Source organism: Edaphosphingomonas fennica, from assembly GCF_003034225.1.
Classification (GTDB): Bacteria; Pseudomonadota; Alphaproteobacteria; order Sphingomonadales; family Sphingomonadaceae; genus Sphingomonas_E; species Sphingomonas_E fennica.
In genome coordinates this window covers 1-16,221 of record NZ_PHHF01000077.1, presented here as the reverse complement: position 1 = coordinate 16,221, position 16,221 = coordinate 1, and the positions used below count along the sequence as shown (strand labels likewise).

The following is a 16,221-nucleotide window of genomic DNA, read 5'->3' as shown; positions in this document are numbered from 1 at the left end:
GAAAAAGTGGACGACTTTTACGCCGCCCGCAGCCGGACAATCCCGCCGCTACCGTGGTCTAGTTTTCCACCGCCGTTCTCAAAGCCACGGTCCCAGCCTCGACACAGCCTCCTCAACCAGTTCCTCCGATACCGCGAAGCTGATCCGCATGTGGTGATGGCCTTCGACCGGGTCGAAGTCCACGCCGGGTGCCGTCGCAACCCCCGTATCCTCCAGGAGCCGCGCGCAGAAGGACAGGCTGTCCGTCGTCAGATGCCCGATATCCGCATAGATGTAGAAAGCGCCGTCCGGCGGCGCGATCCGGCGCAGGCCCATTCCGGGCAGCGCCGCCAGCAGCAGCGCCCGGTTGCGGCGGTAGACCGCGATATGGCCCCCCAGCTCCTCCTCGCAATCGAAGGCGACAAGCCCGGCATGCTGCGACAAGGATGGCGGCGTCAGGAACAGATTGCCCATTCGCGCCCGCGCGGCGGCGACATGGCTTTCCGGCACGACCAGCCAGCCCAGCCGCCAGCCCGCCATGCTGAAATATTTCGAGAAGCTGTTGACGATGAAGGCGTCCGGCGCGTGCTGCAGCATGGATTGCGCCGGCTCGCCATAGCTTATGCCATGATAGATCTCGTCCGAGACCAGCCGGATGCCGCGCCGGCGGCAAAGATCGGCGATCGCAGCCAGCTCTGCCGGCGGAATGATCGTCCCGGTCGGGTTGGCCGGGCTCGCCAGGATCAGCCCATCCGGCGCCGGATCGATCCGCTCCAGCGCCGTCGCCGTGATCTGGAAGCGCTCGGCCTCGCCGCAGGGCAGCTCCACCGGTTCGAGGTGCAGCGCCTTCAGGCTGTTGCGATAGGCGACATAGCCGGGTCGGGCCAGCGCCACCCGCGCGCCCGGCGCGAACAGGCAGTTCAGCGCCAGCACGAAGGCGGGCGAGGCGCCGCAGGTGAGGATCACCCGCTCGGGATCGATGGTGACGCCATATCTGTCCAGATAATGGCGGGCGATCCGTTCCTTGAGCGCCGGGCTCTCCCAATAGCCCATGCCATCGGTATCCAGCACCTGATGCGCCCGCGCGATCGCGCGCGCCGGCGCCCCGGTGGAAGGCTGGCCGAACTCCATGTGGATGATCGATCGCCCAGCCGCCTTCAGGCTGTGCGCAAGGCGGCTGATGGCGATGGCGTGGAAGGGGTCGATCTCGGCGGACATATATTTGCTGCTAGAGCATTTGCCGATCGCCTGTGAAGCCATGCCGCGGCCCGGATTGTCGCGGGGCGGGATCAATCCGGCTCGAACGCCGCGATGATCGGGCAGGGGCCGGTGGCGGAAGCGCCGCACTGGTCGGCCAGCCGGGCAAGGGCGGCGCGGGCATCCCGCAGTTCGGCGATCTTCGCGTCGAGCGCGGCGATCCGCTCGCGCGCCAGCGTCCGCGCGCGATCGCGGTCCTGCCCGGCATCGAGGGCCAGCAGCTCGCCGATCTGTTCCAGGGTGAAGCCTGCCGCCTGCGCGGAACGGATGAAGCGCAGCCGGCGGAGATGGCCGGCATCGTAGCGGCGGATGTCCGCGTTCCGGCTGCCGCCCCGTGACGGCAGATCGATCAGCCCGCGCCGCTGATAATAGCGCACCGTCTCCACGCCCACCCCGGCGGCCTCGGCCAGCCTGCCGATCGTCATTCCAGCCACTGCTTGACTCCGTACCATGGTACGGAACCCATATGGGCAGGATCGACCGCGCGACAAGGAGATCCGAGGAAATGAGCCGCCCTTCCGCCCCCACGGCAACACTCTATCGCATGGCCATGCCCGGCCATGTCTGCCCTTATGGGCTGAAGGCGCGGGCGCTGCTGCTCAGCCGGGGCTACCGGATCGAGGATCGCCTGCTGACGACGCGGGAGGAGACGGACGCCTTCAAGGCCGCGCATGGCGTGAAGACGACGCCGCAGATCTTCATCGATGGCGAGCGGATCGGCGGCCATGACGATCTGCGCCGCCATCTCGGCCTCAAGGTCCGCGATCCCGGGGCGTTGAGCTATACGCCCGTCATCGCCCTGTTCGCGATGACGGCGCTGATGGCGCTGGCGGCGAGCCATGCCGCGTTCGGCACGCCGTTCACCGTCCGCGCCGGCGAATGGTTCATCGCCTTCAGCATGTGCGTGCTGGCGATGCTCAAGCTGCGCGACGTGGAAGGCTTTGCCACCATGTTCCTCGGCTATGACCTGCTGGCCCGGCGCTGGGTGCCCTATGCGCGCATCTATCCTTTTGCGGAGGCGCTGGCCGGCGTGCTGATGGCGGCGGGCGCGCTCAGCTGGTTGTCGATCCCGGTCGCCCTGTTCATCGGCACGATCGGTGCGGCTTCGGTGTTCAAGGCCGTCTATATCGATCGGCGCACGCTGAAATGCGCCTGTGTCGGCGGCGACAGCAACGTGCCGCTGGGTTTCGTCTCGCTCACCGAAAATCTGATGATGATCGCCATGGCGCTGTGGATGCTGGCGATGTGACGGCGCGCCCCGCGGCCGGGTTGGCGGCGGGGCGATCCCATGCTACTGCGCGCGCTCCGTTAATCGAGGGAGGGCTGGATGGTAATGCTGTCGCTGAAGCGCCCCTCGCTGCGTTCCGCCATTCGCGGCTGACGCACGCCGAAGCCGGGCCGCCGAGCCCGCTTCCCCCTACTGACCGCATGTGAAACGGAGGGCGCGCACCCCGCGCGCCGCATCGACGATATGGCCGATATCAAATCCCGGGGTGGCGCGCGCGCCATCCGCGCCGTCTTGGCCTTCACCTTCCGCCACTGGGCGCGGCGCCGCGCGCTCGGCATCGGCATCGCCCTGGCGATGTCGCTGGCGACGGTGACCGAAATCTTCGTGCCGATGTTCGCCGGCCGCCTGATCGATGCGCTTTCGGCCGGCGGGGGCGATCGGGCCGCCGCGCTCGGCGCCTTCGCCTGGATGATGGCGCTGGGGCTGGCGATGGTCGTCTTGCGCCATTTCGCCTGGTGGGGGATCGTGCCCTTCACGCTCGGCATCATGCGCGATGTCTCGCGCGATGCCTTTCACCGCGTCCAGCGCTTCTCCACCGATTGGCATGCCAACAGCTTCTCGGGGTCGGTGGTCCGCAAGATCAGCCGGGGCATGTGGGCGCTGGATACGCTGAACGACGTGCTGTTGCTGGCCCTGCTGCCCTCCTTCGTAGTGCTGGTGGGCACGATGCTGCTGCTGGGCGCGCACTGGCCGGTTATGGGACTGGTGATGGCGGTGGGCGCGATCGCCTACATCATGCTCACCGTGCTGCTGGCGACGCAGGTGATCGCACCGGCCTCGCGCCTGTCCAATGCGTGGGATACCCGCATGGGCGGCGTGCTGGCGGATGCGATCGGCGCCAATGCCGTGGTGAAGGCGTTCGGGGCGGAGCATCGCGAGGATGCACGGCTCGCCGGCCTCGTCGATAAATGGAGCCGACGCACGGCGCGCACCTGGATGCGGCACACATGGAGCGGCACGGGCCAGCTCGCCTTGCTGTGGGCAGTGCGATCGGCCGTCACGGGCACTGCCCTGTGGCTGTGGTGGCAGGGGCGGGCCAGCGCGGGCGACGTGGTCTATGTGATGACCACCTATTTCGTCGTCCACGGCTATCTGCGCGATATCGGCCAGCATGTGCACCACCTCCAGCGCTCGGTGAACGAGATGGAGGAACTGGTGCTGATGCATGGCGAGCCGCTGGGGATCGAGGATGCCGCCGATGCCGTTCCTATCCGGATCGAGGCCGGGGCGATCCGTTTCGAACGGGTGGATTTCCGCTATGGCGGCCATGACCGGCCGCTCTACGACCAGCTCGATGTCAGCATCGCGCCGGGCGAGCGGGTCGGCGTGGTCGGCCATTCGGGATCGGGCAAGACGACCTTCGTCAAGCTGATCCAGCGCCTCTATGACGCGACCGGCGGCCGCGTGCTGATCGACGGGCAGGATGTGGCGCGGGCAAGCCAGGCGTCGCTCCGCGCCCAGATCGCGATCGTCCCGCAGGAGCCGATCCTGTTTCACCGCAGCCTCGCGGAAAATATCGCTTATGCGCGGCCCGATGCGACGGCGGGCGAGATCGAGCAGGCGGCCCGGCTCGCCAATGCGCATGATTTCATCAGCCGGCTGCCGCGCGGCTATCGCACCTTGGTGGGCGAGCGTGGCGTGAAGCTGTCGGGCGGGGAGCGGCAGCGCGTCGCGCTGGCGCGGGCCTTCCTGGCCGATGCGCCGATCCTGATCCTGGACGAGGCGACATCCAGCCTCGATTCCGAATCGGAAGCGCTGATCCAGCAGGCGATGGCCCGGCTGATGGCGGGGCGGACCGCGATCGTCATCGCCCATCGCCTGTCCACCGTGCGGTCGCTCGATCGCATCCTCGTCTTCGAAGGCGGGCGCATCGTGGAAGATGGCGATCATGAGACGCTGCTCAGCCGGCCCGACGGCCGCTACCGCCGGTTGTTCGACAGGCAATCGGGCGCGATTTCGATCCTCGACGAGGCCGCCGTCTAAGGGCGTGCTTTCCTAACCGCTGGCCGCCTGCAAAGCGTGCAGGCGCCGGCGGTAGGTGGCTCCGGTGGATGCCGGGCCGATCGGCGCGCGCCCGTCCGCCGGATAATCATGTCGCCATGCTTGACCCCCGCAGCGCGTGACCTTAGCGGGATGATAATGCGAATCTATCTCATTATCATCTGAGCAAGGGGCTAATGCGCGAAATGACCAAGGGGTTCGGGGAAAAGGCATCCGGTGGGTGCACGGGGCTGTGGATGCGGGCGGCGGGCCGCACGGCACTGGCCGTGGCGATGCTTTCTCCGCTGGCGCTGGCGGGGCCCGCAGCCGCGCAGGATGGCGATCCGCTGGTGCGCATCGATGCGCGCAACACCATCACCGTCACGGCCACGCGCATCCCCACATCGATCCTCGACGTCCCGGCCACGGTCAGCGTGATCGACGATCGGCGGATCGCGGACGATCTGGTTTCCGACGTCAAGGATCTGGTGCGCTATGAACCGGGCGTCAGCGTCCGCCGGGCGCCGGCCCGTTTCGGCGCCGCGCAGGGATCGACCGGCCGCGACGGCAATGCCGGCTTCAACATTCGCGGGCTCGAAGGCAATCGCGTGCTGATCCAGGTGGATGGCATCCGCATTCCGGACGATTTCAGCTTCGGCGCGCAGGCGGTGGGCCGGGGCGACTATGTCGATCTCAGCCTCGTCAAATCGGTCGAGATTCTGCGCGGGCCGGCTTCCGCGCTCTACGGCAGCGATGGGTTGGCCGGCGCGGTCAGCTTCACGACCAGCGATCCCGCCGATATCCTCAAGAACCAGGACTTCGCGGCTCTGGGCCGCGTCGCTTATGAATCCGCGGACGATCAGTTCAGCGAAACCGCGATCCTCGCCGGCCGATCGGGCGACTGGTCGGCGCTGGTCGCTTACACCCGCCGCGACGGGCACGAGCTGGACAATGAGGGGACGAACGACGCGCCCAACGCGACCCGCACCAAGCCCAATCCGCAGGACACCAGGTCGGATGCCGTGCTGGGCAAGATCGTCTGGACGCCCAACGATGCGCATCGCGTGCGCCTGACGGTCGATTATCTCAACGATCATGTCGACACCAATGTGCTGAGCGGCATCGCCGTCCCGCCGGCCACGGGGCCGCTGCCGGGCACCGCCGTGATCGGCCTTACCGCCGCCGACCGGACGGAGCGCACCCGCGTCTCACTGGACTGGCGCTATCAGGGCTCGGGCCTTGTCGATTCCGCGCAGGTCGCGCTCTGGTATCAGGACAGCGAGGCCCGCCAGTTCACGGCGGAAGACAGATATACCGCCGCCGATCGCACCCGGCTCAACACCTTCGAGAACAGGGTGATCGGGGCGAGCGCGGAGGCGCGCAGCGATTTCGCCACGGGGCCGCTTGCCCACCGCCTGGTCTACGGCGCCGATATCTCCTCCACGCGGCAGAAGGGGCTGCGCGACGGCACTGTGCCGACCGCGCCGGATACTTTCCCGAGCCGCGCCTTCCCCGTTACCGATTACACGCTTGTCGGCGCCTATCTGGCGGACGAGATCGCGCTTGCCGATGGCGCGATCACGATCTTCCCGGCGCTGCGCTTCGATTATTACGATCTCAATCCGAAGGCCGATCCGCTGCTGCCCCAGTTCGCGGCGGCCAGCCAGGATGGATCGCGCGTGTCGCCCAAGATCGGCGTGGTCGGCAAGATCGGCGGCGGGGCCAGCCTGTTCGCCAACTATGCCAGGGGCTTCAAGGCGCCGCTGCCCAGCCAGGTGAACCAGTTCTTCGAAAACCCGACTTCGCCCTTCTTCGCCTACCGATCGATCCCTAATCCCGATCTGAAGCCCGAAACCAGCGAGACGGTGGAAGGCGGCCTGCGTTTCGGTAGCGCGGCGATCGACGCCAGCGTCACCGGCTTCTGGGGGCGTTACCGCAACTTCATCAGCCAGGAACAGGTGGGCAGCCACGCCGGCACGCCGACCGATCCGATCATCTTCCAGTTCATCAATCTCGATCGGGTGAAGATCAAGGGGATCGAAGGCAAACTGGAAGGGCGCAGCGCGATCGGCATCACCGGCACGATCGCCATCTCCTACGCCACCGGCAATGTCGCCGGCGATAACGGCGCGCGGTCGCCGCTGATGAGCATCGACCCGCTGAAGCTGGTCGCCGGCATCGGCTATCGCGACAAAGCGGATCGCTTCGGCGGCCAGCTCATCCTCACCCATTCGGCGGGCAAGGAGGCGCGGCGCACCGATCCCGGGCAGTGCGGGTCTTCCTGCTACACGCCGGATGGCTTCACGATCGTCGATGCCACCGCCTTTGTGAAGCTCAACGACATGTTCACGGTGCGCGCCGGCATCTTCAACATCTTCGACACGAAATATGCCTGGTGGAGCGACGTGCGCGGCCTGGCCGCCACCCCGGCGACCCTGGCGGTGGCGGACGCCTACACCCAGCCCGGCCGCAATGCGAGCGTCTCGCTCAGCGTGCGCTTCTGATAAGAGAGGGGAGACAGAATGAAACGGACAATGAACAGCGCCTTCTTCCGCACCGCGCTCGCCGCCGTGATGGCGGCGGCGATTCCGATGGCGCCCGCGCTGGCGGACGGCCCCGTCGCCGTGCGCGCGCCGGCGGACGAGGCCGCCGCGCTCGCCGCCGATCGCGCCTCGATCCTCGCCATGGCCGGCGATTACAAGGTCACCTTCGATTTCCGCGAGACCACGCCCTGGCGGGCCGATTACACGCCGATCCCGTCCAAGATATCCGGCGGGCACGAAAGCGTCCGCGTGATCGAGGACAGCCCGCGCCGCATCGTCCTCCAGCATCTCCTTGTCGTGCCGGGGGAGAACGGCAAGTCGATGGTCATCAAGCATTGGCGGCAGGATTGGGTCTATGAGCCCGAATCCGTGCTCGTTTATGCCGGCAACGGCAAATGGGTGCTGGAGGATGTGCCCGAACGGATGCGCGCGGGCCGTTGGTCGCAGACAGTGTGGCAGACTGACGACAGCCCGCGCTACGGCGGCTGGGGGCAGTGGACCGAGAAAGGCGGCGTCCGCCGCTGGCGCAGCAACTGGACATGGCGCCCGCTTGCGCGGCGCGATGCGGTCCGCATGCCGCCTTATGACCGCTATCTCGCGATCAACCGCCATTCGCCGTCGCCCGCCGGCTGGATCCACTGGCAGGATAATATCAAGATGGGCCCGGAAGACGGCAAGGTTGGCGGCAAGCTGGTGCCCTTCGTCCAGGAATCGGTGCTGAACACCTACGTCAAGGCGAGCGATTATGACGTCAAGGCGGCGGACGCCTATTGGGCGGCCACCAGCAGCTACTGGGCGGCGGTGCGCGCCGCCTGGGACGCCGCGATCGCCAGGGGCAAGGGCGTGTCGGTGGCCGAGGTCGCCGAAACCGGCTCCGCCTCGGGCGAACGGCTGATGGCGTTCGCGGACGATATCCAGGCCGGCAAGCTCTCGACGTCGCAGGCGATCACCAAGGCCCGCGCCATCATCGCCCAGGTGACCGGAAACTGATCGCCGGTCCGGGCCGCCCGCCGACATCGCCGGCGGCCCGGACCTCTGCTTCTTGCATGCCCGGCCACACGCGTTGCGGATATCCCCGCCGCGTCTGTTGCGCCGGACGGGCGGCCATCGACAGCGCACAAAGAAACCGGGCCAAGCCCCTGGAGGGGCGCCCGTCATCATCGGATGATAAAATAAGATAGGAAACTGGAGCGGGTGAAGGGATTATAACAAGCCACTACAAATAAACAACATTTTTTGCTACAATGACCCACACAGAACCTACACAGGTACGGCATATCAAGTACTTACGCCGCCAATCTGCACAGTTTCTGCACAGTGGGAAGCGGAGAAATGAGTTTCATCCTCGATAAAGAGCAGATCAAGCCCGGCCTTATCATCTTCCGACGCGGCGACGTCGGGCACGACCAGTATTATTGCCGGATCAGAATCCAGAACGAAGACCGCTACAAGACAATCTCGCTGCGGACGGCAGACCGGCAGACGGCGCGGGACCGCGCGATGGACGAGTATGCCGATATCCGCTTTCGGGTGAAACACGATGTTCCCGTATTCAACCGCCCCTTCTCGCAGGTGGCGGAGGAATATGCCGACGCCCAACAGCGGCGCGCCAACGCGGGCGAGGTCAGCCAAGCCCGCTGCAAAAATATAAGAAGCAAGATCGACGGCCCTCTCAAGGCTTATGTCGGCAGCACACAGATTCATCTGGTGACGCAAGACCGCTGGTCGGAATATCCGCTGTGGCGACGGGAAAACGGCGAAGGCCGTCGCAAGAGCGTCATCAGCGATTCCACGACTCGGCGCGCGCGGCGCGATTGCTCGCGCAGGTCGAAGAAGACCGCCGCGAGGCAGAGCGGCAACGGCAGGAGGGGCGCGCGGCGGAACCGCCGCCAAGACCCGCAAAGTAAGCGGCTCGCGTTTCCTGCAACCAGAACCGGGCCGCAAGAAAAAGAAGAAAAAGGTTGCCACAGGTCAGCAGGGCGAAGCCGCCACCGAAGGACTGTTCGGCTGGCTTCCCGATTTGGCGGCGATATCCGCCGCCATGTCGCGCTTCTTGCATCTGGACGCTGCGCCGCCGCAGGAACAGGTGGATACAGGCGCGACCGCGAAGGACAGCGAAGGGTTTGAAGACCCTCCCGAGCTTGTGCCCACGTTCATACCGACCGTGCGGCGCGTGCTCTCGCGTTTCATGAATCCGGCCAAGAAGCGCAGCGTGAAAAACCGCCGCGCACGCGGCCTTCGCGCGCTACTTGCCCGCACGGGATTCAGGTCGAAGTTTCTGGCGCAGCCGTCGCCGCCGCCTGCACCGAAACCCCTACCTCCACCGCCGCCGAAGTCGGCACAGCAAACACCCGCATCGCCATCATCGCCTAAGCCGCCATCGCTGCGCGGGAAATTCAACAAGCCTATGGGGCCGTAGCCGAATTGACGGAGAAGACCGCCAGCGGCTCCCGCTGGCGGCTTTCTCTTGCGGGCAGGGCTTAAAAGCCCGGCCCTTTGACGCGGCGTGTGATGATCGCGCGGTTGATGTTTTCGAGGGACGCCAGCGCATTTGCACGCTCGGTGGTGGCAGGCGCGGTGAAAGCCAGTTCCTGCTGCACGGTGTAGAATTTGGAGTGCAGAGCGGTTTCCGGCAGGTTGTCGAGTTCGGAAGCGACGATGAGGCGCATGGGCTGTCTCCCTTTTGCTTGAGGCCGCAACCACTACGGCCTTTCATGCCTCCCGATGACGCCAGCGGGATTGCCGGGTGCATCCGTAGGACCGCAACGGAGAGAAGGAGCCCTTGAGGGCTTGCACCCAGCAGGCAAAGCCGGTGGCAGGGTGCATGATGCAAAGGACGTATGGGGGCGGACACGCAGGGAGATTGCCCCGCCCCAGTTTCTGACTTGCCCCGAATCTCGATTCCGCCGGAGCATAACCGCCTGAATGCCATCCGTGCGGCTGGAAGCGCTTCACCCCCTAAGCATGTTCGCCGCCTGTGTGTAGCTGTACGCCTCGTAGAGCGTCCACAAACCGCCTGCGATAAACACGACGCCAATCAGGAAAATGAGCGTCATCACGCCGAGCGCGATGAGCGTCGCGCCCATCAGATAGCCAACCGTCGTCGGGATGCTGTAAACGGCCCGCGTCTTGTCGTTGCGCAGCGCCAGCGCCTTGAACACGCCGTTCTTCTCGCGTCCGGCCAGTGTTACCTCATCGCCATCGCGGATGTCCGGCACATCGGCCAGTTTGATTTGTGCGGAGCGCTCGCCCACCCGAAACGCGATGACCTGTCCGGTTTTCACGGAGCCGCCATTACGGCCCACCGTGCCCCGCGTTTCAGTCGAATGGCGAATGCCGCTGACGGCTCCGCTTAGTGTGGTCAGTCCCATATCATCCCCTTACGGTTTTCATTCCTGCTACAGCTTCGGCGCTTGCGCCTGCGCATCCACCTTGCGCTGGGCCTCGGCCTTGAGGCCGTTCACCCATTGGCTGCTGCGTGTCTCCGCCGACCAGACCGCCCCGAGGTCGATGAGGGAGGCTTTGGCCGCGCGCACCGGCCCGCTCCAAATGTCATAGCTATAGGTGAGCACCTGCCCGCAGGCGGCGGGATCGCTGGCCAGCGTCAGGCCGAGCGATTGATACCGCCGTTCATTCTGGAACGTCGGGACAATCCGGTTGCGGGAGAGTTCGTGCCCGACATAGGGGCGGTTTCCCCGGCGGGTGAAGGCGCAGCGCGGCTTGCCTGCTTCTTCCCAGACAAGCTGGTGCGGCTCGGCAAAGGATGGCTGGCCGTATTTGGCGAGAAGGCCTGCGCGGAATTGCTGCTGCGTCGGCGGGTTTTGCGTATGCGCGAGATTGGGCCTCTCAATGGCGATGACGCGCGGTTCGGACGGCGGCGTCGCGAAATACACGATGAACAGTTCAAACCCGCCGCGCGCAGGCTGGACTTCCAGCCTGTCGAGAAATTCCGGCGTGGAGAGATTCTCCGGCCTGCCTTCTCCGGCAGAATAGTTATAGCGCGAGGTGGTGCGGATAATCCGCATGCTGGCATCGAAGGCCATCAGCGCCGCGCGGGCTTCCGCTTCCGTCATGCCGATGCGCACCCCCGCAATGTCCATCTTGGCCGTAGGCGTCGAAGCCGTTTGCGCGAAGGCGGGCGTGAGTGTGGCCAAAGCCGCGCCGATGAAAGCGGAACGAAGCGCAGCCCTTCGCTGCATCGGGTATCTCCTTACGGGAATGGATGGAGCGCGGCGGCGTCAGCCCGTCACGTCGCTGATATCGTTGGCGCGCCAGTCAGGCGGCATGCTCGATTGGGCGCAGTAGCGGGCGCTACGCTCCCAGCCATGCTCGCTCTTGGCGGTGAAGGCCGTATCCCCCGTGAGGGTATAGATAGAGGTGCTGGTTTCCGGCGGGGCGCTGTCCTGCAAGTCGCCGCAGGCTTCCGTCACGCGGTAGGTGTTCGGCCCCGTTTGTTCTATTTTCTTGAACTCGCAGAAGTCCCGCGCGCCGCCGATGCCCTCACGGCGCAGCAGCGTTGTGGTGGCGTTGGAGGCTTGGCCGCACGGCGTATCGCTCTCGACGTAATAGCCGCGCTTGAGCGGCAGCGCCGCGACGGTGGCCGCTTGCGCCTTGGCCGGAACGGCTTCCGGCGTAGCGGGCGCGGCAGCTTGGTTTGCCGAGGATGTGGTACTGGTTTCGGCGGCAGTTATGCCCGCCGTGCCACCGTATACGGCTTCCGCCGCCCCCTCTTTGGCGGCGGTATTCTCTGCCGTCGCGGCGTTCTGGCCGCAGGCGGCAAGCCCCGCTGCGAGCAGCAGCGGCACGATGAGGGAACGGGTTTGGCTCATGACATCTCCGCGCGTGAAAATCCTTCCCGCTATGGTTAAGGTGGCGCGGAGGGGCATTCGTCCCCTAAACAGGGGAGAAATCACGACGCCTTGAGCAATGCTGATATTCGGCTTTGTTCATGCGGGGTTATTTGAAGAGCGGATAAGGTTAACTTTGTAACCGCATAAACACAGGGGGCGTTACGCGGCCATGCTGTCCCAAGAAGTTCTTGAACCCCGCCTCTCGGGATTGATTGCGCATCTATACGATGCAGCGGTGGACGATAGCCTTTGGGCGGGAACAGCCACGCGCATCGCGGAAACGCTCGGCTCGACCAGCACCGTTCTTAAATTGCACAGTGACAGTGCCCGCGTGAACCTTCTCGAATGCACCGGCAACCTCATGGTGTCCGAGCGGGAACAGGCTTGGGCGGACGACTGGCACCGCAAGGATTTATGGGTTGAGCGCAGCGTGGCCTACGGCATGCAGCGGATCATCACCGACGAGGACTTGGTGACGCGCGAGGAACAGGCGCGCAGCGGCTTTTATCAGGAATGGCTCCGGCATCTGGATATTCATCATATGCTCGGGGCGGTATTCCCCGCAGCGGACGGGGCGATTGGCGTTCTCGGCATCCACAGGCCGCAGGGTGCGGGAGCCTATACCAACCACGAACGGAAGCAGGCGGCACTGGTGTTGCCGCACTTGCAGCGGGCGCTGCGTCTCGGGCAGCGCTTTGCGGCGGTATCGCAATCCCATGCCGCCGCCTTGCAGGCGCTCGACAGGCTGGACACCGGCGTGCTGATGGTGGACGGCACAGGCCGCGTCATTCAGGCGAGCAGCATTGCGGAGCAGCTGCTCCGCGAAAATGCGGAGCTTGCGGTTATTAGCGGACGGCTCGCGCTGCGCCCGCCCGCCCTTCACGATAGGCTCTTGGCGCTGGTGCGCGGGGCGATGGATACCGCGCGGGGCAAGATTGCCAATCCCGGCGCGGCGCTGTCCGTTCCGCGTCCGCATCGCATGCCGCTGGCCCTTGAGGTTTCCCCCTTGCGCCCCTTGGCTTCCGCCTTTGGCGAACAGCGACCTTGTGTGCTGGTATTTATCCGCGACCCCGAAGCGCCGATCACAGTGGCGCGGTTGCGCGAACTCTTCGGCTTGACCCGCACGGAGGCAGCGGTTGCCGCTGCCCTCGGACGTGGGGCCTCGCTTGAGGATATAGCCTCAGGTATGGGCATCGGGCTTGCCACCGTTCGCAGCCATCTCAAACGGATTTTGGCCAAGACAGGCACACATCGGCAAGCGGAAGCGGCAGCTTTGCTGGCGCGCAGCGTTTCGACGGTTTCCAATCACTGACAATACAGGCGCGTCCGGCATTGCCGGAGTGGGCCTTATGCCTTGCGGCACCGAGCCGCCGCGACCCCGCGTCTCGGCCATCCGCTAAAAATCCCGCGCGCAGACATGCCGTTGTTCCGGAAGGCTCGGCATACCTCTACATCGAAAGAAAATTACCCTTCGATTGTGGCATCATGTTGCGAATTAAACTGAAACCGCCCTCGATTGCCGCTAAGTTGGATATGGGCAGGTATGAGGGGGTGTCATGACGGTTGAGCGTTTCCAGTTGCTGCGCAATGTCGGCCAGTTTGACTCGGTCATTGCTGGAGCGCAGCTTGCGCTGACGCCGCTGACTTTGATTTATGCTGAAAACGGACGCGGCAAAACCACGTTGGCCACGATCTTTCGCTCACTCAGCACGGGCGACGCCGCCCTTATTCAGGATCGGCATCGTCTCGGCGCAGATCATCCGCCTCATGTCGTTCTTTCCGTAGGCGGCGGACAAGCCGTTTACCAAAATGGCGGCTGGCAGCAGCCCCTCCCGCGCATCGCGGTATTTGACGATGCCTTTGTCGCAGAAAACATCTGCTCGGGCATCGAGATCGACACCAGCCACCGCCAGAATCTTCACGAACTGATTCTCGGCGCGCAGGGCGTCGCGCTCAACGCTACCCTGCAACAGCACATTGTTGCTATCGAGCAGCATAATCGCGAGCTACGGCAGAAGGAGGCCGCTATTCCCGCCGCTCAGCGGGCGGGCCTGACCGTGGACGCCTTCTGCGCTTTGCCCGCTGACGATGCTATTGACGCGCGGATTCAGGAAGCCGAGCGCAATCTGGCCGCCGCGCAGGCTGCTGACGCCATCCGGCAGCGTGAGGCGTTCTTGCCGCTTTCCCTGCCCGGTTTTGATATCGCCGCCGTCCGCGAATTGCTCGCGCGGACGCTGCCCGACTTGCAGGCGGAAGCCGCCGCGCAGGTGCGCGACCATTTGCGGCGGCTCGGGCGCGGCGGTGAAGCCTGGGTGGGCGAAGGTATGACGCGCATCGCAGGCGCGAGCGCAGATCAAGACGGTGATACCTGCCCGTTCTGCGCCCAAGAACTCGAGAACTCTCCGCTCATTCGCCACTACGAAGCGTATTTCAGCGAAGCCTACAATGGCCTCAAATCCGCGATTGTCGAAACCGGTAAGGCCACCGCCGCCATGCACGACGGCGAGATTCAGGCAGCCTTCGAGCGAGCCGTGCGCATCGCCGTCCAGAACGGAACGTTCTGGCGCGGTTTCATGGAAGTGCCCGAAATCGATGTTGATACCGCCGCAATCCTGCGGAACTGGACGGCGGCGCGCGATGCGGTTCTGACCGTCCTGCGCGCGAAAGCGGCTGCCCCGTTGGAAGCGATGACCTTGCCGCCCGAGGCGATTGCCGCAGTAGAGGCTTACGAGCGTGACGCACGGGCGGTTATGGCAGTGTCGGCGACACTTACCGCCTGCAATGATCGAATTGCCTTGGTTAAAGAGCAGGCGGCTGCCGCGAATGTCGCCGCGCTGACCGCTGACCTCGCGCGGGTGCAGGCTGTCAAAGCGCGCCATACGGCTCCTCTCAACGTGGCCTGCGACGCCTATGTGGCGGAGAAAGAGGCAAAGACCAGAACCGAAGGGCTGCGTGACACCGCGCGCGCCGCGCTTGACCAATACCGCAATACGATCTTTCCGCTCTACGAGCAGTCGATCAACGATTACCTTGGCCGCTTCAATGCGGGCTTCCGGCTCGGAGCCGTCGGCTCTGTCAACACGCGCGCAGGCTCCTCGGCGAGTTATAACGTTGTCATTAACAACGTCTCTGTCGGGCTGACCGCCGCCAACGGCGGGCCGTCGTTTCGCACAACCTTGAGCGCGGGCGACCGCAATACTCTGGCGCTTGCGTTCTTTTTTGCGTCCTTGGAACGGGAAGCCAATCTGGCCGACAAGATCGTCGTCATCGACGACCCGATGACGAGTCTCGACGAACACCGTTCCCTGACAACGGTTCAAGAGGTGCGTGGACTGGTGGGCCGGGTCCGGCAGGTCATTGTCCTGTCGCACTCCAAGCCGTTCCTGTGCGCCATTTGGGAACAGGCGGACACGCAGACGCGCTCTGCGCTCAGGATTGACCGCGATGGAACCGGCTCCACACTGGCCGCTTGGGACGTGCATCAGGATTGTATTACCGAACACGACAGGCGGCATGCGCTCGTAAGCGGCCACATTCGCGCTGCCAATCCCGCGAATGAGCGCGCCGTTGCACAGGCGCTTCGTCCGATTCTCGAAGCCTATTTGCGCGTTGCTTACCCGGCTGAGTTCCCTCCCGGCGCTACGCTCGGTCGGTTCATCACCATCGCACGGCAGCGGGCCGGACAGCCCAACCCGATTATGGCCGTTGCTGACATTGATGAGCTTGATCGTCTTCGCGTCTACGCCAACCGCTTCCACCATGACAGCAATGCTGCCTGGCAGACAGCCGCGATCAACGATCAGGAGTTGACCAGCTTCGCCGAGCGCACTCTTCGCTTCACGTCGCGGCGTTGACGAATATCGGGCAAAGAACCTCGCCCCGAGCGATTCCAGCAAAGCTTAATTGAAGTCCGAACGGGCGCGTCCGGCGTAAGTGCCGGATTGGGCTCTATGCCGCGCTGATGCTTGCGGCACCGAGCCGCCGTTCGCGTCTCGGCCATCCGGTGACGATCCCGCGCGCGGGTATACGCGGCCTGCGTCCGCAATCTCTTCCTGCGGCCTTCGTCCGCCTTCCTTCTTTTTCTTTGGGGGCGTGCCGCCCTTCACCGTCAAGACCAAGCCCTAGGGCGGAAAACGGGGGCCGTGTAGTCGCTGCGCTCCGGCCCGCGCCATCCCCCGTTTTCCGGTCTGGACGGCTGAATCCCCGCTCATTGCCGCGTGGCTAGTCGGTTGCATGCGCAACCCTGTCAACGGCGGAGCAAAAACCGGCCATTGGGCGGCGCAAAACCAGGCCACTGGCGCTGCTGCGAGCGGGGAACGTCGGG

13 protein-coding genes are annotated in these 16,221 nt (G+C 65.0%); 7 read left to right on the top strand and 6 right to left on the bottom strand.

What is annotated here, in order from left to right; genetic code table 11:
• Positions 1–78: 78 nt before the first annotated feature.
• The gene (locus CV103_RS19850) at positions 79–1,197 is read right to left on the bottom strand and encodes a pyridoxal phosphate-dependent aminotransferase (RefSeq protein ID WP_107395931.1); all 1,119 of its coding nucleotides are present in this window, start codon (positions 1,195–1,197) and stop codon (positions 79–81) included.
• Between the two features lie 71 nt (positions 1,198–1,268).
• On the bottom strand, positions 1,269–1,661 hold the full coding sequence (locus CV103_RS19845) for a MerR family DNA-binding protein (protein WP_107395929.1): 393 nt from the start codon (positions 1,659–1,661) through the stop codon (positions 1,269–1,271).
• Between the two features lie 80 nt (positions 1,662–1,741).
• Between CV103_RS19845 and CV103_RS19840 the strand changes: the two genes are divergently transcribed.
• The 5 genes from CV103_RS19840 (at position 1,742) to CV103_RS22980 (ending at position 9,174) form a co-directional block, all read left to right on the top strand.
• A complete protein-coding gene (locus CV103_RS19840; RefSeq protein ID WP_070935008.1) occupies positions 1,742–2,485 on the top strand; it encodes a MauE/DoxX family redox-associated membrane protein in 744 nt (247 codons plus the stop codon).
• Positions 2,486–2,707: 222 nt separating this feature from the next.
• The gene (locus tag CV103_RS19835) at positions 2,708–4,507 is read left to right on the top strand and encodes an ABC transporter ATP-binding protein (RefSeq protein ID WP_107395928.1); all 1,800 of its coding nucleotides are present in this window, start codon (positions 2,708–2,710) and stop codon (positions 4,505–4,507) included.
• Between the two features lie 203 nt (positions 4,508–4,710).
• Complete coding sequence (locus CV103_RS19830; RefSeq protein ID WP_107395930.1) at positions 4,711–7,008, top strand: TonB-dependent hemoglobin/transferrin/lactoferrin family receptor; 2,298 nt, start codon at positions 4,711–4,713, stop codon at positions 7,006–7,008.
• A gap of 18 nt (positions 7,009–7,026) precedes the next feature.
• Positions 7,027–8,037: a DUF6607 family protein gene (locus CV103_RS19825; protein ID WP_245896968.1), complete on the top strand. Its 1,011-nt coding sequence runs from the start codon at positions 7,027–7,029 to the stop codon at positions 8,035–8,037.
• A gap of 342 nt (positions 8,038–8,379) precedes the next feature.
• Positions 8,380–9,174, top strand: coding sequence for a hypothetical protein (locus CV103_RS22980; protein ID WP_245896967.1), 795 nt, complete (start codon positions 8,380–8,382; stop codon positions 9,172–9,174).
• A 353-nt stretch (positions 9,175–9,527) separates the two neighbouring features.
• On the opposite strand, the gene CV103_RS19815 is transcribed toward CV103_RS22980, so the two are convergent.
• The 4 genes from CV103_RS19815 to CV103_RS19800 form a co-directional block, all read right to left on the bottom strand.
• A complete protein-coding gene (locus CV103_RS19815; RefSeq protein WP_107395926.1) occupies positions 9,528–9,716 on the bottom strand; it encodes a hypothetical protein in 189 nt (62 codons plus the stop codon).
• A 282-nt stretch (positions 9,717–9,998) separates the two neighbouring features.
• Complete coding sequence (locus CV103_RS19810; protein ID WP_107395925.1) at positions 9,999–10,418, bottom strand: hypothetical protein; 420 nt, start codon at positions 10,416–10,418, stop codon at positions 9,999–10,001.
• Positions 10,419–10,445: 27 nt separating this feature from the next.
• Positions 10,446–11,246, bottom strand: coding sequence for a hypothetical protein (locus tag CV103_RS19805; RefSeq protein ID WP_107395924.1), 801 nt, complete (start codon positions 11,244–11,246; stop codon positions 10,446–10,448).
• Between the two features lie 39 nt (positions 11,247–11,285).
• Positions 11,286–11,876, bottom strand: a complete 591-nt coding sequence (locus tag CV103_RS19800) for a hypothetical protein (RefSeq protein WP_107395923.1) — start codon at positions 11,874–11,876, stop codon at positions 11,286–11,288.
• A 190-nt stretch (positions 11,877–12,066) separates the two neighbouring features.
• Here CV103_RS19800 and CV103_RS19795 point away from each other — a divergent pair, with 190 nt between their 5' ends.
• Positions 12,067–13,209 carry a helix-turn-helix transcriptional regulator gene (locus CV103_RS19795; RefSeq protein WP_107395922.1) on the top strand — a complete coding sequence of 381 codons (1,143 nt, stop codon included), beginning with the start codon at positions 12,067–12,069 and terminating at the stop codon, positions 13,207–13,209.
• 244 nt (positions 13,210–13,453) lie between these two features.
• Positions 13,454–15,751, top strand: coding sequence for an AAA family ATPase (locus CV103_RS19790; RefSeq protein WP_107395921.1), 2,298 nt, complete (start codon positions 13,454–13,456; stop codon positions 15,749–15,751).
• Positions 15,752–16,221 lie beyond the last annotated feature (470 nt).

Excerpts from the sequence above, each read along its gene's own strand:
- CV103_RS19850 (WP_107395931.1), bottom strand. The coding sequence starts at position 1,197 with ATGTCCGCCGAGATCGACCCCTTCCACGCCATCGCCATCAGCCGCCTT.
- CV103_RS19845 (WP_107395929.1), bottom strand. The coding sequence starts at position 1,661 with ATGACGATCGGCAGGCTGGCCGAGGCCGCCGGGGTGGGCGTGGAGACG.
- CV103_RS19840 (WP_070935008.1), top strand. The coding sequence starts at position 1,742 with ATGAGCCGCCCTTCCGCCCCCACGGCAACACTCTATCGCATGGCCATG.
- CV103_RS19835 (WP_107395928.1), top strand. The coding sequence starts at position 2,708 with ATGGCCGATATCAAATCCCGGGGTGGCGCGCGCGCCATCCGCGCCGTC.
- CV103_RS19830 (WP_107395930.1), top strand. The coding sequence starts at position 4,711 with ATGACCAAGGGGTTCGGGGAAAAGGCATCCGGTGGGTGCACGGGGCTG.
- CV103_RS19825 (WP_245896968.1), top strand. The coding sequence starts at position 7,027 with ATGAAACGGACAATGAACAGCGCCTTCTTCCGCACCGCGCTCGCCGCC.
- CV103_RS22980 (WP_245896967.1), top strand. The coding sequence starts at position 8,380 with ATGAGTTTCATCCTCGATAAAGAGCAGATCAAGCCCGGCCTTATCATC.
- CV103_RS19815 (WP_107395926.1), bottom strand. The coding sequence starts at position 9,716 with ATGCGCCTCATCGTCGCTTCCGAACTCGACAACCTGCCGGAAACCGCT.
- CV103_RS19810 (WP_107395925.1), bottom strand. The coding sequence starts at position 10,418 with ATGGGACTGACCACACTAAGCGGAGCCGTCAGCGGCATTCGCCATTCG.
- CV103_RS19805 (WP_107395924.1), bottom strand. The coding sequence starts at position 11,246 with ATGCAGCGAAGGGCTGCGCTTCGTTCCGCTTTCATCGGCGCGGCTTTG.
- CV103_RS19800 (WP_107395923.1), bottom strand. The coding sequence starts at position 11,876 with ATGAGCCAAACCCGTTCCCTCATCGTGCCGCTGCTGCTCGCAGCGGGG.
- CV103_RS19795 (WP_107395922.1), top strand. The coding sequence starts at position 12,067 with ATGCTGTCCCAAGAAGTTCTTGAACCCCGCCTCTCGGGATTGATTGCG.
- CV103_RS19790 (WP_107395921.1), top strand. The coding sequence starts at position 13,454 with ATGACGGTTGAGCGTTTCCAGTTGCTGCGCAATGTCGGCCAGTTTGAC.